Here is a 24,509-nt window from a genome sequence, read left to right as displayed (position 1 = left end):
CTGCAGGACAACACCAGTGGGGATGACACCACCGCCAGCTTCGCCGTAGTCGTCACCGACAGCGATGGCGATACCGCACCCGCCGGTGCATTGGTGATTAACATTGTCGATGATGTCCCAACTGCCGATGTTGATAGTTTCTCTGTACCAAACGCGGCCCAGGAACATATTGGCAATTGGACTGTGGTTAGTGGCGCCGATGATTTCAGTTCTGAGTCACAGCTGATCAATTCAGATCAGGGTATTAACATTAATTTGCTGACATCATTAGGGTCAAATGTAAGTCTCAGTCGCGAAGATATTTATGACGGCTCCGTTTATATGGGAGAGAAGTTAACTGCTTCATATGATAACAACGGCTCTAGTGAAACCTTCTTTACCTTATATATGAAGGCTGACGGGACTTATTCTTTTGACTTAGTCACACCAAATCCTGTCATTACCGAATCTGTTGCATTTGATCAGAAAATAGATGGTGGTAATGGCATAGTTTTATGGGCTAGTGATTTCTTAAGCACAATTGATACTGATATTAAATTTACTTCAACCTCTGGTTCTGTTAACTCCAGTACTCAGGGTATTGGTATTGGAAGTAATTGGCTGGATAGCGGCGAAAGCCTGACTGCAACCTTCTACGATGCGGGACAAGTCGTACACCAAGCCGTAGACCAAGTATCGCTGTCATTTGACTCTCAAGGCAATGGCAGTGGCACCAATCTGACGCTGCAGTTGTTAGGTGCTGATGGTTCAGTTCTGACCACTGTGACAAACGTCATTGTGGGTAACGATGGCACTGTGACCATCAACGCATCTGACTATAACTTAAGTGATTTCTATGGTGTTAACATCCAGAGTACTGGTGGTGATTCTGTTCGTCTGTCAGGTATGTCAACATCTGTGGATATTCTGCCAGATGATCAGACGCTTAACTTCCAGGTCGGTGTTGTCGATGGTGATGGTGATCAAGCGACAAGTGATTTCAATATCACTATTGAAGGTGGTAGTACACCAGCCGAAAGCACCATTGTTGTAGGGAATAACAACTCTGATACACCGCAAAGTACTACTCTACATGTCATTGGTGACGGTGCGGGGCTAATCGCTGGCGGTGATGGCAATGATGTGCTGGTAGGTGATACCGGTGGCAACACCATTACTACAGTTCCCGGCGCAAACTACAATATCGCACTTATTGTGGATACCTCTGGAAGTATGGATTACGCTTCTGGCACCAGTGGCAAGAGCCGCTTAGAGCTGGCACAAGATGCACTGAAGCAGCTTGCAACTCAGCTTAACGGGCATGATGGCACAGTAAACATCACGTTAATTTCTTTTGCCAGCGGTGCGGCAGAGCAAATTACACTGAATAATTTTAGTGCCAACGACCATAAACTTGAGCAGTTGACTCAGGCTATCGATGATTTGTCAGCAAATGGTGCGACCAACTATGAAGCGGCACTCAAAACTGCTGAATCTTGGTTTGATGGTAAGAATGTAGGGAACACTGGTGACTATATCAACATGTCATTCTTCCTGACCGACGGTAACCCAACAACCTATACCGGTGACCGCTCTAATTCAGGTAGCAGCACAGATGTTAATGATATGTCACTGGCGATTGCAGCCGCAGATTCACTCATCCATGGCAATGGATATAGTGTTAGCCTGAATGCTATCGGCATAGGTAGTGGCATTAATAGTGATTTCTTACGCTATTTCGACAATACATCTACTGTAAATACAAATGTTACGACAGCAGTAGGAGGACACTGGGAAGGATCTTGGTGGAATCAGCATTGGGTTGATGACTATGTTACCGGCGATATTGGCCAACCGCAGATCATCAACACTGCAGATCAATTGCAAGCAGCGTTACAAGATGGTTTCCAACAGTCTAATCCGGCATCTGTTGGCGGTGATATCATCAACGGCGGTAACGGCGATGACATCATCTTTGGCGACGTGCTCAATACTGATGGGCTTGCATGGACCGGGCATGCCGCTGGCACTCATGATGGCGAAGGTTTACAAGGACTTCGCGATTACTTGGCGGATGTATTAGGGCACAACGCTTCCAATGATGAAATTCGTTTTTACATCCAGACCAACTCCGCATCATTGAATATCAGTGACGACAGTCGTGGCGGTGATGACGTTATTCATGCCGGTAATGGCAATGATATTGTCTTTGGACAAGGTGGCAACGATACCATCTACGGAGATGCGGGAGATGATCTGATTTACGGTGGTACTGGTAATGATGTTATCGATGGAGGCCAGGGCAAAGACACTATTTTTGGTGGCTTAGGTGATGACACGCTGACCGGCGGTAATGGAAAAGATACCTTTATCTGGCAAGCCGGAGAAACGGGAACTGATCACGTTACTGATTTCACATTAAATCAGGACAAGTTAGATATCAGCGACTTGTTAACTAACTGGGATGGCAACAGCAGCACTTTAGATAATTACCTGCACATTAGTGTAGATAATGGCAGTACGGTGATTACTATTGACGCCGATAGTAATGGTACTACCGACCAAACCATAGTGCTGGATGGAACCGACGTGTCTTCTTATGGCAACACTAGCAGTGCAATGATCCAAGGGCTGGTTGACAGTGGTAATGGTCCACTGATCGTCAGCAGCGATGCTGCGGATGCTGCTCAACCTGTATCGTCCGCTACCAGTGACATATTGAAACACACTGAGACTGTTTCACACGAGTCGTAATATTATCTAACAATCCCACCTTTCGGCTTTCGAAAGGTGGGACTTTAGCCGATACTTACATCAACCCTAACAACTACTTAAGGGACATGTCGTTTCGTGAGCACTGCTGCCTCTCCAAAAACTGAACAATGGACAATCCCGGCCTCATTAAGAGTCACCGTTGACCCACTTTTAGACTGTCTGGTACTGATGACTGAGTACTATGGCAGTCCCTGTTCGATTGAGTCTCTGGTGGCTGGCTTGCCCTTGTCCTCAGCCGAACTACCACCAGAGCTGTTGCCGCAGGCCGCTGCTCGCGCGGGGTTGACGGCCAAACTCAGCCGTAAGGGGTTAGATCAGGTTAGTGCCATCCAGCTTCCCTGTATTTTATTATTGAAGGACAAAAAAGCCTGCATTCTCAGAGAACTAAGAACTGAGCAACAACAGGCTGTCATCCAACTTCCTGAAACGGGAGGTGAGCAGGTACTCACTGTTGAGGAATTAGAAACGCTGTATGTGGGCTACCTATTCTTAATTAAACAGCAATACCGCGGCGATTTAGGGTTTGATGTCTATCGTCATGACAACAAAACCCACTGGTTGTTGCAAACACTGAAAGATGCAGCCCCCATCTATCGAGATGCATTAGTGGCATCACTGCTGGTCAATATATTTGCCCTGGTATCACCACTATTTGTCATGAACGTGTATGACAAAGTTGTCCCTAACCTCGCATTTGAATCCTTATGGGTACTGGCTGCCGGTGCCGGCATCGTTTATATCTTTGACTTTGTCATGCGCCAATTAAGAAGTTATTTGATTGATATTGCAGGCAAAAAAGTCGACATCCTGGTATCCTCCCGGCTTTTTTATAAGGCTATCGGATTACCATTGGAAAAACGCTCCGCCAGTGTTGGCGGCATGGCAAGGCAGTTAGGCGAATTCGATAGTATCAGGGATTTCCTGACATCAGCCACCATTACAACGCTGGTTGACCTGCCATTTGCCTTGTTGTTTATGCTGATCATTTTCTTAGTTGCCGGAGACCTGGCACTTATTCCGTTGATCGCCAGCGTGATTATCATTTCCTTCACCCTGCTCATTCAACCACGGCTGAAAATTGCAGTAGAGGAAAGTAATAAATTCTCCAGTCTCAAACATGGTCATCTAATTGAAAGTCTGGCAGCGCTGGAATCAATTAAGGCCTATGGCGCGGAAGGTCTGGTACAAAAATCTTGGCAACAAATGATTGGTCACACGGCTAACTGGCAGTTAAAAACCAAGAAACTCACTAATGCTGTGTCCCATGTTGCCTCTTTGGTTGTGCAATTAACCACGATTTTTGTGGTGATCCTTGGCGTTTACCGGGTTTCGGATAACCTGATCTCCATGGGCGGAATTATTGCAGCGGTGATGCTCTCCAGCCGCGCCGTTTCACCGATGGCACAATTGGCTGGGCTGATGACGCGCGCCAACCAGATGATCAGTGCGCTCAGGCAACTCGACGGTATCATGCTGCAAGAAGATGAATTTGAAAACAAAGGTCATCTGGTCAGCAAACAAAGATTAATTGGCAAGATTGAAGCAGACCATATCACCTTCAATTATCCAACATCAGAAAAACAGGTAATTAGCCCACTCTCTTTCAAGATCCAGCCCGGAGAAAAAATTGCCATTATTGGCAGAAACGGCAGTGGTAAAAGCACGCTAGCAAAATTGATGGTAGGTCTGTTTCAACCGTCAAGTGGTAGCCTGCGTTATGACGGTATTGATGCTGGGCAAATTCACCCCAGCGATCTGCGGCGTAACTTTGGTTATCTCCCCCAGGATGTAACACTGTTTCATGGAACCATACGAGATAACATTTTATTTGGTACCCGTCAGGTTTCTGAACACCAATTGATGCGAGCAGTGCAGCTTTCCGGCGTTGCCTTGTTTACTGCCATGGAGTCTGAAGGACTAGATACTCAGGTGGGCGAAAAAGGTGAAAACCTGTCCCGAGGACAGCGACAGACCATTGCGCTGGCACGCGCCATTCTCAATGACCCTCCCATCTTACTGATGGACGAACCCACCGCCAGCTTGGACGCCAGAGCTGAAAAACAGTTTATGCGCTCAATGATGCATGTCAGTAAGGAACGAGCACTCATCATCATTACCCATAAGATGGAACTGCTGCAGTTGGTTGATCGTATTATCGTCTTAGATCGTGGCCACATTCTGGCTGATGGTCCAAAAGATAAAGTGTTGGAATTGCTCAATCACGGCTTGATGGCCGGAGGTCGACATGAGTAAGTTTCTTACCGCCCAAGATCTAGAGATGGTCGATGACGTCTATGGCGCAATGATGACAGAAGCCCCCTCCAGTCACAAACTGATCATCTGGGCAGTTGCCGCCATGATGTTATGTTTTTTGGTATGGGCCAGTTTTGCCTCCCTTGACCGGGTCACTCGTGGCTCGGGGAAAGTTATTCCATCGTCCCAGGTACAGGTAATTCAGAGTCTTGATGGCGGAATTCTGCAAGAACTGTATGTGCAGGAAGGCATGTTGGTTAAGAAAGGCCAACCTTTAGTACGCATTGACGACACTCGGTTCCGCGCTGACGCCGCACAGCAGCAACAGGAAGTGTATTCGCTTCGTGCCGATATCGTGCGTTTAACTGCAGAACTCAACAGCATTTTTATCTCAGATGTCGCCCAGGATTGGCGCGAGCAGGTAAAGATCATCAAAAAACCACCGGTATTTTCGGATGACTTGCGTAACAAAGACAGTGAATTGGTAAAGCGTCAGTTAGATGAATACAACGGTCGCTTGGATAACTTAAACAACCAAGTGGAAATCCTTGCGCGTCAAATTCAGCAACGGCAGCAGGAAAATGAAGAACTTGCGTCTAAAATCAATACATTGACTACCAGCTTCCAACTAGTTACCCGAGAGCTAGAACTGACCAAACCACTCGCCGCCAAAGGCGTGGTTCCTGAAGTGGAATTGCTGAAACTGGAACGCAACGTAAACGATATTAAGGGTGAGCTCTCCAGCTTGCGGGTCAACAGACCTAAAGTGAAGGCGGCGATGGATGAGGCCATTCTGAAACGGCGCGAAGCGGTCCTACAATACGCGGCAGATGCCCGCGCCCAATTGAATGATACCCAGTCCAAGTGGGCACGCATGACTGAGGCTCAGGTGGGAGCTCAGGACAAAGTGAATAAAGCCGTGCTGGTTTCGCCAGTGAACGGAACGGTAAAATCAATAGATATCAATACATTGGGTGGAGTTGTACAGCCTGGTGTCAATATCATGGAGATTGTACCTTCTGAAGATCAACTGCTGATAGAAACCAAGATCCTACCTAAAGATATCGCGTTTCTTCATCCGGGGTTGCCTGCCATGGTGAAAGTCACTGCTTATGACTTCACCCGCTATGGTGGCCTGAAAGGTACTGTGGAGCAAATTAGTGCCGATACTTCTCAAGATGAAGAAGGTAACAGTTTTTATTTAGTCAAAGTGCGTACTGAACAGTCGAGCTTGACTAAAGAAGATGGCACAAAGATGCCAATAATCCCCGGGATGCTGACTTCTGTTGATGTGATTACCGGGAAAAGGACAATCCTTGAGTACATACTTAATCCCATACTGCGAGCCAAAGAAACAGCGTTAAGGGAACGCTAGGCTCAAAGCTATTGAACCTTGGAGGGGTTTAACATGAACATGAAATTGAATCGGCAGGTTCGGCGCAGTGCGTTGGCGCTCGCTGTTGCCGCGCTGATGCTTCCGAGTGCCGGGTTCGGTCAGACCCTGGAACAGGCAGTCGCCAGGACTCTGGATAGCAACCCGGATATCAGAATTATTTTCAACAGATTTAAGGCCAAAGAGGAGCAAGTTAGTCAGGCCTATTCTGGTTATATGCCATCAGTTGATGTAACTGCAGGCTACGGCTATGAATATACCAACTCACCCTCTACACGTCGTCGACTTGCAGGGACTACCGACGATGAGATGGAACTGAAACGGGGTGAATTTGGTGTCAGTATCCAACAGATGTTGTTTGATGGTTTTTACACCAGTAGTGAAGTGGGTCGTACCCGTTACGAAGCTAGCGCAGAACAATGGAACCTGATGGCTACTGCCGAAGACAAGGCGCTTGAGGTTGCCAAGGTCTATCTTAACTACATTAAAACCCAGGAAATTTTAACGCTGGCCGAGAAAAACCTGAAGAGTCATCAGGATATCTATGATCAGATTAAACAGCGCACAGATTCAGGCTTGGGATCTACTGCGGACTTATCACAGATCACGGGCCGTCTGGCGCGAGCAAACGCTAATGTAATGTCATCGCGTAACAACTTCCTCGATGCCAAGAGCCAGTTCTACCGCGTGACCATGCAGGAGCCGGAAAATCTGATTGTGCCAGTACCAGATGCCGACATGCTGCCGAAAGATGCGATGGACGGGGTAAAAATGGCAGAGGCTAAGCATCCGGTGCTCAAATCTGCTAGTCATGATATCCATGCCGCAGAATATGAACGCTCAACGGCACAATCCTCGTACTATCCAAAGCTGTCACTGGAAGTCTCTGGCAACATGAATAATGACCTGAATGGCGAAGATGGCTCCAGCATTATTGCCAGTCAGAACGTTGGTGGTTACTACAATGATGTGCAAGCAATGGTACGCCTGAGATATAACCTGTTTGCTGGCGGTAAGGATCTCGCGCGTGAAAAACAAACCGCTTATAAACTGGGCGAAGCAAAAGAGATTCTGGAACGTGCCCACCGGGAAGTCGTTGAAGGTGTAAATCTGGCGTGGAACGCTTATGAGTTCTTGGAACCCCAGAAACTCTATATTCGCGAACACGTGATTGCCGCCAAGCAGACTCAAGTCGCTTATCAGCAGCAGTTCAACCTCGGCCAACGGACATTGTTGGACTTATTGGATACCGAAAATGAACTGTTTGAAGCACGCAAAGATTATCTCGGTGCAGAGTTTGATGAGATTATTGCTAAATATCGGATATTGAATGCAACAGGCCAGTTGCTTGATTCGTTGAGAGTGACCAGACCGGATGTCTGGAAAGGCGAACGCGAATATGAAGGGGGGGCAAAATAATGAAACTGTTACTGACTTCTATGAGCATTCTGTTGTTACTGTCAGGATGCGCTATGCGAGATACAGTCTCCATGGACTCCCCAACAACTCAAGTTTTTGATATGAATGATAATGACCATGATGGCGTTATTGAGGCCAGAGAAAAATGTGCGGGCACCGTTGAAGGCGCAAGCGTTGACAACTATGGCTGTGGTCAAGTACGCCCGATAAATGAGCGCTCAGAGCTTAAGGTGTTGTTTGCCAATGACTCTTACTATATCGACCCGCAGTATTACAGCCAAATTCAGACCATCGCGGATTTTATGAAACAGTACCCGAACACTAAGGTGACGATTGAAGGCCACTGCAGTAAAACGGGGACTTATGAACACAATCTGGAGTTGTCACAGAATCGCGCGAATGCTGTCGTTAAAGTATTGCATGAGCAATTTGGGATAGCTGATGACCGATTAAAAGCAATCGGTTACAGTTACGATCGTCCAATCGATACCAGCGGTACGGCCTTGGCGCAAAAACGTAATCGGCGCGTTATCGCAGAAGTCAAAGGTGAAGACACTATGGCGGATATGAAGTGGACGATTTATTCTGTCGATCAAGAAGTTAAATAGGAAGTTAATCTCTCATTATGGTATGTGGCAGGCTGTTGACATTCAGGAGCTTAAAACAAGTCTGCCACTACACCCTGCTGGCATCGGCACTTGCTGTTTCGCTGTTACATGCCGATGTCGGCCTTAATGAACCCACTGTTGTCTCTTCTCTGGAACACACCTACGGTGAGCGCGCGGGATTGCGTGCAAAAGCTTGGTTCAACATCCTGCGAGATGCACAAGATCAGAGCGCCAAAGAAAAGCTCACAACAGTCAATAACTTCTTTAATTTGTTCCGTTTTGTGGATGATATAAAGCTGTGGGGTGTCAGTAATTACTGGGCAACTCCGTTAGAGTTTATCGGTGCCAATGGTGGTGACTGCGAAGACTTTTCCATAGCTAAGTATTTTACTTTGCTACAACTAGGGATTCCAGACGACAAGATGCGCATCACAATGGTTAAAGCGACCAGCGTCAATCAATACCACATGGTACTGGCGTACTATGAAACGCCAGGGGCAATTCCGTTAATCCTTGACAACCTTGACCCTATTATCAAACCTGCCACCCAGCGAACAGACCTAATTCCAGTCTACAGCTTTAACGGTAAACAGTTATGGCTCAATAAGGAAAAAGGACGAGGGGTACTGGCCGGTTCGGCGACACGTCTGGAAAAGTGGAACGATTTAAGACATAGATTAGGGGCAGACCATATGCGTAAGCCTAAATTGGTGATGGAGTAACCGCGGCAATGACCTTGTTTAGACAGATTTATTCATTACTGTTTGGGCTGTTCCTTTTGGTAGTAGCCAGCCTCGGATACGTACAGTTTAATGAAACTCGAAATTTTCTTGCATCCCAAATGGAGTCTGATCTGAACAATGTCAGCCACTCACTTGGGTTGATGCTAGTGCCCGCGCTGGAAGCGGGTGATATGGCCACGGTAGAAACCATGGTAAACGTGATTTTTGAAGGCGGATATTACCGCAAAGTCACCCTTACCTGGCTGGTCGATGGCAAACAACAAAGCTGGAATAACGATATTCATATTGATGACGTACCTCAGTGGTTTATCAATTTGAACTTATTTCCCTCGATTGAGAAGGAAACCACAATTACCAGTGGTTGGATCCAGCTAGCCAAACTGAAAATCACAGCTCACCCTGGGTTCGGTTACCATGAACTTTGGCGCATCATGAGTAACACCATCATAGTGTTCTCAATTCTGTTTTTGGTCGCCATTTTCTCGGCTCGATTAGGGCTCACGTGGATCCTCAAACCACTGCACGCTATTGCTGAACACGCCAAGAGCATCGCTAAACGTGAATTTGGGCCAGATATGCCCTTACCCAAAACACAGGAACTACGCGATGTTGTCACTGCGTTCAACAGCATGTCGGCTCAGTTGAAACAGATCTTCAGTTCACTTGACGAAGAAGTCACGGCGCTGCGTAAGAAGAATCTGGTGGATCAGGTGTCGGAGCTACCTAATCGACAGTACATGACCGCACGTCTCAATAGTTGGCTTAGTGAGCCCGGCAGTGGCGCCATTATGCTGGTAAGGCTTGATTGGCTGGAGCAGGTGCATAGCAAATATGGCTATCAAGTACGAGATGCCACAATAAAATTATTAGCCTCGAAATTGCAGGAATCACTGGCGAATTTTGATTCGGTGATAGCCAGAATTGCCGCCTATGAATTTGCGTTTTTGGTTACCCATGCTGAACGTGAACAACTGAGCAAATACTTACAAACGCTGGTACGTACCATTAACCAAGAGATGATCAAGGCGGATTGCAAGCCCAATGAGGATTATGCCATAGGTATCGCAGAGCGTCTGGGACAGTGTACAACGTCCGACATACTGACCCAGGCAGACAACGCCCTGCAAAAAGCGCTGCAAACGGGTAAGGTCTATCACTGGTTTGAATCCAGCGAGCAACAACTGTTTACCCGCGAGCAATGGCGCGAAAAACTGTCTCATGCCATTAGTCAGAAACAGTTTCTGTTCCGCTGGCAGCCGGTACAGAATTATGGTCGAGACGGCATCATTCATCATGAATTGTTCTGCCAGTTACAGGTAGGCGACCAATTAGTCCATGCCGGTCAGTTCATGCCATATGTGGAACTGTTATCGCTCGGAAGTTTGCTTGATCGTTGCCTCATCGAAAAAGTGATGGAGCAGAAGTTACTGGAAAAGAGCCCGCAAATCATTGCCGTTAATCTGACGCATCAAAGTGTCGGCGACCACAACTTCCATGAGTGGCTTAACCAGTACCTTAGAGAAACTGAACATCATGGACGTTTGGCATTCGAAATCCAAGAAGCCAGTATCTACAGTGACGCCAAGGCCAGCGAAGCACTGTGTAATGTGATTAGGGATAATGGTGCAACTTTTGGTATTGACCATTTTGGTCGGCAGTTTGGTTCAATGACTTACCTGCAGACGCTGCGACCCAGTTATGTCAAGCTCGATCAGTCATTTGCGCAATTTGAAGATAACCAGCACAACGCTGAACTATGCCGAGCACTGATCAATGTTGCCAGAGGCTTGGATATTGACGTTATTGCAACTGGGATCCAGCAAGAAACACAACTGCAGCGGTTCGAAATGCTCAAAATCCAAGGATATCAAGGGTATATCGCACCACCACAAAATATTGATTAGGATAGAAGATGTTATAAACGAAAAGCCCCTGCAGATGCAGGGGCTTTCTGTATTGGTCGGTGATAGAGGATTCGAACCTCTGACCCTCTGGTCCCAAACCAGATGCGCTACCGGACTGCGCTAATCACCGTAAAACAACATCGCTTTCACTCATAAAGTACAAAAGCGATTTATATAAATTGGTCGGTGATAGAGGATTCGAACCTCTGACCCTCTGGTCCCAAACCAGATGCGCTACCGGACTGCGCTAATCACCGAAAATATCTACTTCAATTCCTACCCTAAGGGGAAATCTGCTTCAGACAACTGCTGAAACCCTGATTTCATCCGGGAAACTCAACACAGGAAGGAAATGGGGTGGCTGATGGGGCTCGAACCCACGACAACCGGAATCACAATCCGGGACTCTACCAACTGAGCTACAGCCACCACTGTTTTTACTCTATACCGATGTGCTCATTAAGCTGGTGCGCCCAGAAGGATTTGAACCCTCGGCCTCACCCTCCGGAGGGGTGCGCTCTATCCAGCTGAGCTATGGGCGCCCATCGTGTCAGCGCCGCATATAGTAGGGGTTATTAGGGAATGAGTCCACCATTGTTTTGCTTTTTTCTTCTGAGTGTTCAACTTTTAGCTTTATAAACCATCACTATATTCCCACATCCTCTGACGCATGCCAAAAAATTGACTTGGCGACATAGTCAATTCGTGTTATTTATAGGCAGTTAACAATAAGATTAAACAATACGTTTACATTTCCTCCCGGTAAAATCATGTTGAAGGACACTCGACGTTTTATGACTCCTGATGTGTCATCTCTTGAAAAACGCGTATCCAGGCTAAGACGTCTGGCGACCAAATTTAAACGGGCGGAATCAGCGCAAAATGCCCTGTTGGAAATTTCCAATATTGCCAATGAAGCTGGCAGCATGGAAGATTTCTATCAAGGGATCCATCTGCACCTCAAAAAACTTATCCCGGCAGATAATTTCTATATTTCGCTAAAAAATCAGGATCAGTTAGAGCTCCCCTTTTTCCTTGATGAAAAAGATGCTCATCCCACCGAGTTATACCCGAATAGTAACCTGTCAGACATGCTAAAACGGGGCCTCACAGGTTATGTATTGCGGACTCAGAAACCACTGCTGTGCGACGAAGCAACTGCCGAGCGCCTGGCAGCAGAAGGTGAAATCGAAAATCTCGGTTCGCCCTGCCATCAATGGCTCGGCGTGCCAATTATACGCAACGGCTTGGCTATTGGTGCATTAGTGGTTCAGAGCTATAAATCTGAAGTGTCTTACGGTGAAACCGAAGTGGAGTTGATGGTATTTATCTGTCATCACATTGCCGGGGTATTGGAACGCCTGCGCCACCACGAACAGCTGGAGCAAGCCATTCAACAACGGACTCAGGAACTGAGCCAGGCTTACGATAAACTGAAACAGGAAGTCTATGAGAGACGCCGTGCCGAACGGCTGCAACGCTCGCTATTTGAAATAGCCGATCTCGCGACCTCAAATCTGGATATGCATGATTTTTACGTGGAACTGCATCAGATCATTGGTCATCTACTACCTGCAAATAACTGCTATATCGCGTTACTGGATCACACATCGACCATATTGGAATTTCCGTTCTATGTGTCGCAACTCAGTTCAATGCCACCAGCGCCGCGGCCGTTAAAAGATGGGCTGGTGGAGTACTTATTGCGTAACTGTAAGCCGGTGTTGCTGGCGCAAAAGGATATTCGCCATCTGATAAAACAAGGTGAGATTTACAGCAAAGCGCCGGACTTGAACCATACCCAGACAATGCAGCAGTGGATTGGTGTTCCCCTCAGGATCCAAGGGGAAGTCGTCGGGGCACTGGCGATTTACAGCTTTAGTATGGATCAGAAGTATCAGTTCAAGGACTTGGAACTACTGACCTTTGTATCACAACATATTGCCACCGCCATTGAGCGCAAACTGGCCACAGAAACACTCAAACGCTCGAACGAAGAGCTTGAAGATATGGTGCAGGAACGCACGGCAGAGCTAGCACAAACCAATCACGAGTTACAAAAAGAGATTTCACAACGCCGCACTATTGAGCAAAAACTGATCCACGACGCCAAACATGACAGTCTGACAGGTTTACCCAACCGCCAGATGTTCATGGAACGACTAACTGAAACCTTTGAAAGCCGCCATTTCTACAAATTTGCGTTACTGTTTATCGATCTGGACCGCTTCAAAATGATCAACGATACCTTAGGTCATCTTGAAGGCGATCATTTCCTCATTGAAACCGCTAAACGGCTGAATACCTGTATTCGGGATCAAGATCTGCTGGCGCGACTCGGTGGCGATGAATTTGTCATACTGCTGGACAACTTATATAACACCGGAGATGCCAAAGAAGTCGCCGAGCGGATACTTTATGAATTGTCGCGGCCATTCGAGCTATCAGGACAACTTTTCAACTCAGGCGCCAGTATTGGGATCTCACTCTGTGAGGATCCCAGACAGACCAGTAGCGAAACACTGTTGCGGGATGCCGATACCGCCATGTATATGGCAAAAACCCGTGGCAAGGGTTGCTATGTCGTTTTTGATGAAAAATCCCATCAGCAAATGATGCATGACCTGACATTGGAAAATGAGCTCCGTCAGGCGTTCGAGAGCCGTCAGCTGCAATTGCAATATGTGCCGGTACAAGACCTCAATAGCAATAAGCTAGTGGCGCTTGACGCCAAACCCTACTGGCAACATCCGCAACATGGTGTGCTGAATTATCGACAGTTAACACAACTTGCAGAGCAAGCCAATCTACAACTTGAGCTTGATCGCTACGTAATTGAACTGCTCAATGACGAATTTGCCTCCTTGCCGTTGGAGCAAGATGCCTTTGTCCACATCTGTTTGTCCAGCCAGCATCTCACCTATAAACATGCGCTGCGTAACCTGCAGAATTGCTTAGGTAGCTGTCGTTTTGCTTTGGACAGATTGTGTATCTTCTTTAACGAAATATCGCTAGCACGGGATCACGATAACCACGCAATTGGCTTTGAAACGCTAAAAGAACTTGGCGTTAGCCTGGGCATTGCCGATTATGGTAGCGGTTATAGTTCTATACTGACGCTGTCATTTTTACCCATTAGCTGCCTTAAGCTGGAAGCCGAGCTTGCCAATGGCATTCAAGGCGCAAGGCATCGACGATTATTGGCGGCGATCCGTCGCAGCGCCGAATCGCTACAACTACAACTGATTGCCGATGGTGTGAACTCGGCTGAACAGCAGCAAACGTTACAGCAATTAGGAATTTATAAGGTACAGTGCGCGGCTGAAACCCTATTGCCACACGCTCAAAGCAGCTCTATTTGTGCCTGATGGTTCACTTGTTGAGCATTGCCCGTAATCCGGCGATGTTACTTTTTCCGGTCTGCATCCGTTGTTCTTCACTTTGTAGCGGTTTACGGTTTTCCCACTGCACGTCATCTTCCGGTAATTCTTTGAGAAACCGGCTAGGTTCACTACGAATCGTTTCGCCAAACTGACGCCGTTCACGACACATCACAAACCACAATTCTCGTTGCGCACGGGTAATCCCCACGTACGCCAGCCGCCGCTCCTCTTCAATATTGTCTTCATCAATGCTGGTCTGATGCGGTAACAAGCCCTCTTCCATTCCCACCATAAACACATAGGGAAATTCCAACCCCTTAGAGGCATGGAGAGTCATCAGTTGCACTTGGTCGCCCGCTTCATCTTCATTGTTGCGCTCCATCATATCGCGCAAGGTCAGCCGCGTGACAACCTCGGGCAGCGTCATCGGCGCATCCAGTTCGTCCCCCGCAAGCATCTCGGTCACCCAGCGATATAGTTCTGAGATATTTTTCATACGCATCTCAGCCGCTTTGGCGCTGGGGCTGGTTTCGTACAGATAGTCTTCATAATGAATGCTATGGATCAACTGCTTAATGGCATCAACGCCCTCACCCCGCTGCGCAATTTCGCCAGTATCCACAATAAAGCGGCCGAATTGGATCAGACTCTCAATCGCCGCATGTCCGAGATGATGCTGCAGCTCTGCCTCAAAAATAGCCGTAAACAGCGAGATATGTTTGCTGTTGGCGAAATTGCCGAGTTTTTCCAGCGTTGCCGGGCCAATTCCCCGCTTGGGCAGATTGATAATGCGTAGCAAGGCATTGTCATCATCGGGATTCACCACCAGTCGCAGGTAGGCCATGATGTCTTTAATCTCGGCTCTGGCAAAAAATGATGTACCGCCACTGAGCCGATAAGGGATACGGTTAGTCATCAACGCCCGTTCCAGCAACCTCGACTGGTGATTACCTCGGTAGAGTACCGCGTATTCACCATAGTTAGTGCGATTCATAAATTTATGCCGAATAATCTCCGCCACCACCCGTTCGGCCTCTTGTTCTTCATTGGCCGCCAGCAGCACCCGCAGCGGTTCACCGTGGGGTAATTCGCTGAAAAGTGCTTTGTCATATACGTGAGAGTTGTTGGCAATCAGGATGTTGGCAGCATGCAGAATGCGCTGGCTGGAACGATAATTCTGCTCTAGTTTAATCAGTTTCAGCTCTGGGAAATCCTTACCCAGTAGTACCAAATTCTGTGGTTTGGCACCCCGCCACGAATAGATAGACTGATCGTCATCCCCAACGACGGTAAAACGGGCGCGCTCACCCACTAGTAATTTCACCAGCTCATACTGGCTAGTATTGGTATCTTGATATTCATCCACCAGCAGGTATTGAATGCGCTTTTGCCAACGTCGGCGAACCTCTTCATTGTGCCGTAGTAACAGTGTTGGCAGCAGAATAAGGTCATCAAAATCCAGTGCGTTATAGGCTTTCATATGTTGGGCGTAACGTTGATATAACAACGCAAACAACTGTTCACGCTCATTTTTCGCCATTCTACGGGCATGATCTGGGATCACCAATCCGCCTTTCCAATTAGAAATAGCAGATGCCAGTAACCGCAGCAGATCCTTATCTTCCTGTAGTTCGTGCTCTGTTAATTCTTTCAATAGTGCCAACGTATCCTGATCATCAAACAGTGAAAATCCCGCTTTCAGCCCCAGCGCTTTATGCTCACGCTTGATGATTTCCAGTCCTAACGTATGAAATGTAGAAATCCATAAACCGCGGGTTTCTTTACGACCGATGGAATGAGCAATACGCTCCTTCATTTCACGCGCGGCTTTGTTGGTAAACGTCACGGCGGCGATATGTCGTGGTTGATAACCACATTCCTGCACCAAGTAAGCAATCTTATTGACGATTACGCGGGTTTTACCACTGCCAGCACCGGCCAAAACCAGGCAAGGGCCGGAAATATAGCGAACGGCGTCATTTTGGGCAGGATTGAGTTTCATTTTGCTCCAATCAACAAAACAGCAGAGGCGTCAAATAATAGCAGATGCCGACAGCAAGGTGTGACTGCCGTCTGACGTTACAGTCATAAGTCCAGCTATTAAATGAATTGCAATCGACCTGTCGTTCAAAACCAGCAAGCTTGTAACACGGTGAATAGACGTTACCTTGGGGAATAACGCTGACTGGGTTACAATTCGCTCATCAGCGTTTTTTAAGTGAGAAACCAACATGATCAATGCTAAAAAAATCGAAGATCTGGCGCGGCAGCTGAGTGACAATCTACCTGCTGGCGTCAAACAATTTGCTGGGGAATTTGAAGAGCGGAGTAAGCACATTCTGCAACAACAGTTGCTGAAACTGGATATGGTTTCCCGCGAAGAGTTTGAAGTTCAACAGCATGTGTTACTGAAAACCAGAGAAAAGCTTGAAGCCTTACAGGCGCAGGTGGAAGCACTAGAAGCCAAATTGCGCGACCAAGCTTAAGCGAATCAATCGCCAAACAAGACCGCTGCGGCGGTCTTTTTCTTGAACCGCTAAGGAAATCTGCCGATGCTGTCTCCCTCCACCAGAGTGTTTCTCGGTTATTGGTTAGCATTACTGCTGCCACCATTGATTATCTGGTTAAGTTCAGCATCGCTCTTTCCTTTGATTGAGCTTAATGGCGTGGTGGCCAAACTTGCCTTTGCGGTCACCATGACCGGTACTCGCCCTTGGGGATTACTCACTACTGTGGTGATAGTGACACTTGCTTGCTGTCTGTTACCTGCCACCAAACGCGGTAAGTTGCTATCTTGCGTGCTTATCGCCGTCGCCCTTAATGTCGTGCTTAGCCATCTGCTGAAAGCTCTCTTTGCGGAACCACGCCCTTATGTCGAGTACCTAGCACAAGCGGGGTTACTGGACTTAACACAATTCTATGCGTTTGATCGTCAAGGCCGTTTAGCCATACTGCAGCAGTTACAACCCGCAGTGCTACCGTTACAGTTGGCACCAGACATTCTGCGTCACTGGCAAGCAGAAACGGGTTATGCATTTCCCTCTGGGCACACACTATTTTCCTGTACATTAAGCTTGAGCTGTAGCCTCTGTTTGCTGCCTCATAATAAGTGGCTACCGCTGTTGTTATTACTCTGGGCCTGGCTGGTAGGGTTAAGCCGATTACTGTTGGGGATGCACTGGTCACAGGATGTATTGGCATCGGCAGTGCTTGCCGGCGTGTTAGTCATGGTGAGTTATATCGTGACGCTTCGATGGCTCGGTAAAGAATGACAAAAGCCGCTCCAGAGCGGCCTTTATCATTTATCAGCACGGATACACTATCTCAAAACTTCCTCTAACGCCCGCAAGCATAATGCGACATTCTCGCGACGGGCACCGTAACCCATCAAACCGATGCGCCAAGCTTTGCCCGCCAAGGCGCCGAGTCCGGCACCGATTTCCAGATTATAGTTTTGCAACAACTGGCTACGCACCGCGGCATCGTCCACACCTGCAGGAATATACACGGCGTTCAACTGTGGCAAACGTGAAGCTTCTGCCACCACAAAGTTGATATCGAGCTTTTCTAATCCGGCTTTGAGTAACAAGTGCATTTCATGATGGCGCTGCCAAGCGTGCTCCAATCCTTCGTTTGCCAGCTTGCGCAAGGATTCGTGCAGTGCATACAGAGCGTTGACCGGCGCGGTGTGGTGATAACTGCGCTTGTTGCCGCCGCTCCAGTAACCCATTACCAGCGATTGATCGAGGAACCAACTCTGTACCGCAGTTTTACGTGCTTTCAGCTTTTCAACTGCGGCGGCAGAGAACGACACTGGCGACAAGCCGGGCACACAAGAGAGGCATTTCTGACTACCAGAATAAATGGCATCAATGCCCCATTCGTCCACTTTCAGCTCAACGCCACCTAGTGACGTCACCGCATCGACAATAGACAGGCAACCGTATTCTTTGGCTAATGCACACAGGGTTTTGGCATCGGACAGCGCACCAGTCGAGGTTTCTGCATGCACAAACGCTAAGAATTTTGCGTCTGGGTTGGCATGCAAAGCCGCTCTTACCGCATCAGGATCTACCGGTTCCCCCCACGGACTATCAACCATGACCGCTACACCACCAATGCGTTCCACATTTTGCCGCATCCGGTCACCAAACACGCCATTACGGCAAACGATGACTTTCTCGCCCGGCTCTAACAGGTTCACAAAGCAGGTTTCCATGCCAGCACTGCCCGGAGCCGAGACGGCGATAGTCATCTGGTTTTCAGTCTGGAAAGCATATTGGATCAGGCTTTTCAACTCATCCATCATCGCAATAAATAACGGGTCCAGATGGCCTACGGTCGGGCGCGACTGCGCTGCCAGCACTTCAGGATACACGTCCGAAGGGCCTGGCCCCATCAGAATGCGGCGAGGCGGATTAAAGGCGCTGACAACAGGTGCACTTAACATAGATGTCTCCTTACAACGGAATTGAGGTGTGACTCAGTGGCATGACCTTACCACAAATTTCAAGCCTTCTCCGTCCTGCTTTCGGCTAATCATGGAACTTACGGGCCAAAAATAAACGATACGCCGGACTCGCCGTTTCTTCCTGCCAGACAAAACCCAACTCATCCAGAAAATGTGCAAAAGCGTCATTATCTTCAGGCGGCACTTCAAAGCCTGCAAGAACCTGTCCGAACGCGGCCCCATGGTTGCGGTAGTGGAACAGACTGATATTCCATTTACTTTTGAGTGTTGTCAGAAATTGCAATAGTGCCCCCGGATATTCCGGAAACTCAAAGCTGAAAAGCCGTTCCTGCAAGGGTTGTGGTGGCATGCCGCCGACCATATAACGCACATGTAACTTGGCGGTTTCATCGGAGGACAAATCCTGCACCACAAATCCGACGGCTTGTAGCGCCGTGGTGATTTCCGCTAACTCTTCCTGTCCCCGATTGATGCGAATACCCGCAAATACCACTGCTTGCTCGCGGCCACTGAAACGGTAATTGAACTCCGTCATCACGCGACCGGCTAATACTTCACAGAAATGCAGGAATGCACCAGGCTTTTCAGGAATGGTAACCGCTAGCACCGCTTCTTTATGCTCGCCCAGCTCACAACGCTCTGACACATAACGTAGGCTGTGAAAATTCACGTTAGCACCGCTGAGAATTGCCGCCACTTTGCGCTCTTCGCCGGGATGAAGGGCAACATATTTCTTCAGCCCTGCCAATGACAATGCTCCTGCCGGTTCGGCAATCGCCCGAGTATCTTCAAAAATATCTTTTACTGCGGCACAGATTTCGTCAGACGTCACCGTCACCACTTCATCAACAAAATCTTTTGCCAGACGGAACGGTTCATTACCGATACGCCGCACCGCGACACCATCGGCAAATAAACCGACCTGTGCCAGCGTGACGGGTTCGCCAGCCTCCATGGCGGCTTTCAGACAGGCGGCATCTTCTGGCTCAACCCCGATGATCCTCACTTCAGGGAAAACGGCTTTGTAATACGCCGCAATACCCGCAATCAAACCACCGCCACCGACCGGCACGAATATCACTTCCAGATCGCGCTGCTGTTGCAGCATCTCTTGGGCAATAGTGCCTTGCCCGGCGATGACAGCTTCATCATCAAACGGGGGAATAAATACCCGCCCCTGATTGCGCGCCAGTGACATGGCATACTCATTGGCTTGATCAAACGACTGCCCATACAACACCACATTACCACCAAGGCGGCGCACTGCGTCAACCTTGATATCTGGAGTGGTACCGGGCATGACGATAATGGCATCAATACCTCGAGTTGATGCTGAGAGCGCTACCCCTTGGGCATGATTACCTGCTGAGGCGCACACCACACCACATTGGGCTTCTTCGGTGTTCAGTTCAGCGATACGGTTATAGGCACCGCGTAACTTAAATGAATGAACAGGTTGCAGATCCTCTCGTTTGAGATACACCTGACAACCTAGTCTGGCTGAGAGTTTTTTTAGCAGCGGCAGTGGCGTCACTTTGGCGACGTCATAAACACTGGAAAGTAATATCCGTTGTAGATAGTAGTTCGCCAGCGACAGCTGGGATTGGGACGCGAGCGCTAACATCTCAATCCTCCAACATCGCGCGGTTACGCACCGCACCTTGGTCGGCACTGGTGGCCATCAACGCGTAGGCTTTCAGTGCCATAGACACTGGCCGAATCCGTGCTAATGGTTTCCAAGCGAAAGGCCCTTTGGCCTCCATCGCCGCCCGGCGAGTTGCCAGTACCTCATCGCTTACCTGCAATGAAATAGCACGCGAAGGAATATCAATGGCGATAGTGTCACCATCTTCGATTAATGCGATAGTGCCACCAGACGCAGCTTCTGGAGAAACATGACCGATTGACAGACCAGAGGTGCCACCGGAGAAACGGCCATCGGTGATCAGCGCGCACTTGGTGCCTAGTCCCATCGATTTCAGATAGCTAGTGGGGTACAGCATCTCCTGCATGCCGGGGCCACCTTTGGGGCCTTCGTAACGGATCACTACCACATCACCGGCAACCACCGCGCCGCCAAGAATACCATCCACAGCGGCTTCCTGACTTTCAAATACGCGCGCTTTGCCGCTAAACGTCAGATTAGATGCATCTACCCCCGCGGTTTTTACAATACAGCCATTTTGCGCAAGATTACCAAACAGTACCGCTAGTCCGCCTTCCTGACTAAAGGCATGCTCACGATCACGAATACAACCGGATTGCCGGTTAGTATCCAGCTCCGGCCAGCGACAATCCTGACTAAAAGCGATAGTGGTTGGGATACCGGCCGGACCGGCGCGATAGAATTCCTTAACCTGTTCGCTGGCAGTGACCATGACGTCATACTGTGCCAACACTGATGCCAGTTTACCGTCTTCAGCAGCCACATGGTGTACGTCAGTATGTAACAGCCCAGCCCGAGCCAGCTCGCCAAGTATCCCCATTACCCCACCTGCACGGTGCACATCTTCCATATGATACAGGGGTGTGGAAGGGGCAACTTTGCATAAGTGCGGCACTTTGCGACTCAGGCGATCAATATCTGCCACGGTAAAGTCCACCCCAGCTTCCTGCGCCGCTGCCAACAAGTGCAGCACAGTATTAGAAGAGCCGCCCATGGCGATATCTAGAGTCATGGCGTTTTCAAAAGCGTTAAAGGACGCGATGTTGCGCGGCAGCACACTGTCGTCGTTGTCGTAGTAATAACGTTTTGCCAACGCCATCACCCGCCGCCCCGCTTCCAGAAACAGTTCGCGGCGATCAGCATGGGTTGCCACCAGTGAGCCATTGCCAGGCAGTGACAGTCCTAAGGCTTCAGTCAGACAGTTCATCGAGTTAGCCGTAAACATGCCGGAGCAGGAGCCACAAGTCGGGCAAGCACTGCGTTCTATCTGTTCACTGTCGGCGTCCGATACGCGTTTATCTGCGGCCGCGACCATGGCATCGACTAAATCCAGCTTGATGATTTTGTCTGACAATTTGGTTTTGCCGGCCTCCATTGGCCCACCAGAAACAAACACGACCGGAATGTTCAAGCGTAGCGCCGCCATCAGCATCCCGGGAGTGATTTTGTCGCAGTTGGAGATGCACACCAAGGCATCGGCGCAGTGGGCATTCACCATATATTCCACACTGTCGGCAATCAGTTCACGAGACGGCAAGGAATACAACATGCCACCATGCCCCATGGCAATACCATCATCGACCGCAATGGTATTGAATTCTTTAGCGATCCCGCCAGCAGCTTCCACTGCGGAAGCCACCAGCGCCCCCATATCTTTCAGATGCACATGGCCCGGCACAAACTGGGTAAAGGAGTTAGCAATCGCAATAATTGGCTTGCCGAAATCCCCCTCTTTCACGCCGGTAGCGCGCCACAATGCGCGGGCTCCAGCCATATTACGGCCTTCAGTACTGGTGGCGGATCTTAGTTTTGGCATTGCTCAATTCCTTTCTTAAATTCTGCAAAGATTGCGATTGTTCTATATTAGCCGTTGATAGTGCGCGCTATTGGTTGGTAACCTTGCACCACACAAGTCGTAACATCTATCAGCTTATCGAGCTGACGGCTGAGTAATTCGATGGCTTTGTCGCTGTCTACAGCCATATCCAGCAGCAGACGTTGGTCCTCTTGCTGCGACATCCGCATATCACACACACGGAAACCGCGATGCCGCGTTACCCGCAGCACCCGCTCTAACACTTCTGGACGCTGCTCCAGGGTCAATACCAGATGATGGATCATTGCTGTATCTCCACTTCGTCAATCATGTCACTATTGGAGGCACCCGGCGGTACCAGCGGCCAAACATTAAATCGGTCATCTATCTGCACATGCAGCAGAAATGGCCCAGGACTGGTGAGCATGTCGCTCAGAGCATCGGCAACCTCTGATGCTTTACTGATACTGCGCCCCGGAATGTTGAAAGCGGCAGCTAAGGTAAGAAAATCGGGATTATCGGACAGGTCAGTTTCGCTGTAACGCTCTTCAAAAAACAGCTGTTGCCATTGTTTCACCATCCCCAACTTTTGATTATCCAGCAACAGAATTTTCAATGGCAGCCGGCGGCGTTTAATGGTGGTCAGTTCTTGCACATTCATCATAAAAGAACCATCACCGCTGACAGCTACCACGGTCGCCCCCGGCCGTGCTACCTGTGCGCCCACCGCCGCCGGCACGCCGAACCCCATAGTGCCAAAGCCAGCACTGGACAGATGATCTTCCGGGCGACGAAACCACATATGCTGCGCCACCCACATCTGATGTTGTCCAACGTCACAACTAACGACACTGTCTTCCGGCAAGCTATCCGCCAACGCTTTTAACAGCGCTGGCGCATAAATCTGCGTACCAGGCCGGTCATACCGCCAGGCATATTGTTGTTTCAGCTGTGCAACATGCTGCTGCCACGGGCCAATATCCTGCGACAGCGACAATGCTGGCAATACCATACGTAAGTCATCATTGATGGCAACTTCAGGTTGGCGTAATTTCCCTTGCTCTGCTGCATCAATATCCAGATGGATCACCTTGGCGTGAGGGGCAAAGGTATCGAGCTTGCCGGTCACCCGGTCATCAAAACGGGCGCCAGCCACCAGCAGTAAGTCGGCTTGCTGCACAGCATGATTGGCCGCCTGATTACCGTGCATTCCTAACATGCCAAGGTAGCCGGGAGCATTATGTGTCACCGCACCTAGCCCTTTTAACGTGGCGACTGAAGGGATACCCGTTCGTTGAATTAATTCCCGCAGTTGTTCTACCGCTCCGGCCATACCGACACCACCGCCGACGTACAACATCGGCCGTTCAGCCTGCGCCAGCAGGGTATTCGCCGCTGCAATTGCAGCAAGATCCAGCGAAGGTTCATCCGGCACCGCTTGCAACGGAGTTTTATACTCCAATTGAGCTAACTGAATATCTTTCGGAATATCCACCAACACCGGCCCCGGACGACCAGCAGCGGCAATTTCGAAGGCTTGATACAAAGTTGCCACCAGTTCGTCAGAAGATGTCACCATAAAACTATGTTTGGTACAGGACAGACTCATACCCAGCACATCCATCTCCTGAAACGCATCAGTACCGATAACCGGGGTTGCCACTTGTCCGGTAATGGCCACCAGCGGAATAGAATCCATCATGGCATCGGCTAAAGCGGTGATGAGGTTAGTGGCGCCAGGACCAGATGTCGCAAAACAAACGCCGGTTTTACCACTGGAACGGGCATAGCCGACAGCGGCAAAACCGGCACCTTGCTCATGGCGACACAGCAAGTGCTCTACCTGACTACCATATAGCGCGTCGTATATTGGCATAATGGCCCCCCCTGGGTAGCCAAATACCGTGGTGACGCCATGGGCAGCCAGCACCTTAATAACCGCCTGACTACCGCTGATTGTTTGCCCTTGTTCCATCGCTGTTGTTACCTGCTGTTGCTTGAACACGCCCTAAAACGAAAAAACCCCCGGTCCTTACGGAGCGGGGGTTCGACTGCGACCAGTTGGTCTAACTTCGCGCCGAGCGCCACCCCCGCTGTGA

General features: G+C 49.0%; 16 protein-coding genes and 4 tRNA genes. 10 read left to right on the top strand and 10 right to left on the bottom strand.

All coding sequences use genetic code 11. The features are described 5' to 3' along the window. From IE064_RS14680 to IE064_RS14650, 7 genes are all read left to right on the top strand, one after another. A partial coding sequence (locus IE064_RS14680) for a type I secretion C-terminal target domain-containing protein (protein ID WP_189618457.1) occupies positions 1-2,733 on the top strand: 2,733 nt, incomplete at its 5' end. A gap of 96 nt (positions 2,734-2,829) precedes the next feature. Beyond that, positions 2,830-5,007 (top strand): type I secretion system permease/ATPase, encoded by a 2,178-nt coding sequence (locus tag IE064_RS14675; protein WP_189618455.1) that lies wholly within the window; start codon positions 2,830-2,832, stop codon positions 5,005-5,007. Continuing rightward, positions 5,000-6,382 (top strand): HlyD family type I secretion periplasmic adaptor subunit, encoded by a 1,383-nt coding sequence (locus IE064_RS14670; RefSeq protein WP_189618453.1) that lies wholly within the window; start codon positions 5,000-5,002, stop codon positions 6,380-6,382. Before IE064_RS14675 ends, IE064_RS14670 begins: the two co-directional genes overlap by 8 nt. 96 nt (positions 6,383-6,478) lie before the next feature. After that, entirely contained in the window at positions 6,479-7,819 is a 1,341-nt protein-coding gene (locus tag IE064_RS14665) for a TolC family outer membrane protein (RefSeq protein WP_373295276.1), read from the top strand. Next, on the top strand, positions 7,819-8,427 hold the full coding sequence (locus IE064_RS14660) for an OmpA family protein (protein ID WP_189618450.1): 609 nt from the start codon (positions 7,819-7,821) through the stop codon (positions 8,425-8,427). Before IE064_RS14665 ends, IE064_RS14660 begins: the two co-directional genes overlap by 1 nt. Positions 8,428-8,444: 17 nt before the next feature. Then, positions 8,445-9,149, top strand: coding sequence for a transglutaminase-like cysteine peptidase (locus tag IE064_RS14655; RefSeq protein WP_189618448.1), 705 nt, complete (start codon positions 8,445-8,447; stop codon positions 9,147-9,149). Positions 9,150-9,157: 8 nt separating this feature from the next. Beyond that, positions 9,158-11,074, top strand: a complete 1,917-nt coding sequence (locus tag IE064_RS14650; protein WP_189618447.1) for a bifunctional diguanylate cyclase/phosphodiesterase — start codon at positions 9,158-9,160, stop codon at positions 11,072-11,074. 53 nt (positions 11,075-11,127) lie between these two features. Here the strand turns inward: IE064_RS14650 and IE064_RS14645 are convergent. The 4 genes from IE064_RS14645 to IE064_RS14630 all read right to left on the bottom strand — a co-directional run bounded on the left by IE064_RS14645 (position 11,128) and on the right by IE064_RS14630 (position 11,616). Continuing rightward, positions 11,128-11,204, bottom strand: a tRNA-Pro gene (locus IE064_RS14645). Positions 11,205-11,254: 50 nt separating this feature from the next. Continuing rightward, positions 11,255-11,331 (bottom strand) — tRNA-Pro (locus IE064_RS14640). A gap of 96 nt (positions 11,332-11,427) precedes the next feature. Beyond that, positions 11,428-11,503: transfer RNA gene (locus IE064_RS14635), tRNA-His, on the bottom strand. Between the two features lie 36 nt (positions 11,504-11,539). Then, positions 11,540-11,616 (bottom strand) — tRNA-Arg (locus tag IE064_RS14630). Positions 11,617-11,844: 228 nt separating this feature from the next. Here IE064_RS14630 and IE064_RS14625 point away from each other — a divergent pair. Beyond that, positions 11,845-14,442: a bifunctional diguanylate cyclase/phosphodiesterase gene (locus IE064_RS14625; RefSeq protein ID WP_189618444.1), complete on the top strand. Its 2,598-nt coding sequence runs from the start codon at positions 11,845-11,847 to the stop codon at positions 14,440-14,442. A 4-nt stretch (positions 14,443-14,446) separates the two neighbouring features. Here IE064_RS14625 and rep read toward each other — a convergent pair whose 3' ends face one another. Next, complete coding sequence (rep, locus tag IE064_RS14620; protein WP_189618443.1) at positions 14,447-16,459, bottom strand: DNA helicase Rep; 2,013 nt, start codon at positions 16,457-16,459, stop codon at positions 14,447-14,449. A 229-nt stretch (positions 16,460-16,688) separates the two neighbouring features. Here rep and ubiK point away from each other — a divergent pair, with 229 nt between their 5' ends. Both ubiK and IE064_RS14610 read left to right on the top strand, forming a co-directional pair. After that, complete coding sequence (ubiK, locus tag IE064_RS14615) at positions 16,689-16,943, top strand: ubiquinone biosynthesis accessory factor UbiK (RefSeq protein WP_189618441.1); 255 nt, start codon at positions 16,689-16,691, stop codon at positions 16,941-16,943. Between the two features lie 66 nt (positions 16,944-17,009). Next, positions 17,010-17,729 (top strand): phosphatase PAP2 family protein, encoded by a 720-nt coding sequence (locus IE064_RS14610; protein WP_189618438.1) that lies wholly within the window; start codon positions 17,010-17,012, stop codon positions 17,727-17,729. A 47-nt stretch (positions 17,730-17,776) separates the two neighbouring features. On the opposite strand, the gene IE064_RS14605 is transcribed toward IE064_RS14610, so the two are convergent. From IE064_RS14605 to ilvG, 5 genes are all read right to left on the bottom strand, one after another. Beyond that, positions 17,777-18,907 carry a pyridoxal-phosphate-dependent aminotransferase family protein gene (locus tag IE064_RS14605; RefSeq protein ID WP_189618436.1) on the bottom strand — a complete coding sequence of 377 codons (1,131 nt, stop codon included), beginning with the start codon at positions 18,905-18,907 and terminating at the stop codon, positions 17,777-17,779. An 85-nt stretch (positions 18,908-18,992) separates the two neighbouring features. Continuing rightward, positions 18,993-20,552: a threonine ammonia-lyase, biosynthetic gene (gene ilvA, locus IE064_RS14600; RefSeq protein ID WP_189618434.1), complete on the bottom strand. Its 1,560-nt coding sequence runs from the start codon at positions 20,550-20,552 to the stop codon at positions 18,993-18,995. Between the two features lies 1 nt (position 20,553). Further along, positions 20,554-22,410: a dihydroxy-acid dehydratase gene (ilvD, locus tag IE064_RS14595; RefSeq protein WP_189618431.1), complete on the bottom strand. Its 1,857-nt coding sequence runs from the start codon at positions 22,408-22,410 to the stop codon at positions 20,554-20,556. A 47-nt stretch (positions 22,411-22,457) separates the two neighbouring features. Continuing rightward, on the bottom strand, positions 22,458-22,715 hold the full coding sequence (ilvM, locus tag IE064_RS14590) for an acetolactate synthase 2 small subunit (protein WP_133037475.1): 258 nt from the start codon (positions 22,713-22,715) through the stop codon (positions 22,458-22,460). Next, complete coding sequence (gene ilvG / locus IE064_RS14585; RefSeq protein ID WP_189618429.1) at positions 22,712-24,385, bottom strand: acetolactate synthase 2 catalytic subunit; 1,674 nt, start codon at positions 24,383-24,385, stop codon at positions 22,712-22,714. The genes ilvM and ilvG overlap by 4 nt, the downstream gene beginning before the upstream one ends. Positions 24,386-24,509 lie beyond the last annotated feature (124 nt).

It is taken from the genome of Shewanella fodinae (genome assembly GCF_014651955.1).
GTDB lineage: Bacteria > Pseudomonadota > Gammaproteobacteria > Enterobacterales > Shewanellaceae > Shewanella > Shewanella fodinae.
This window is presented reverse-complemented; position numbering and strand designations above follow the sequence as displayed.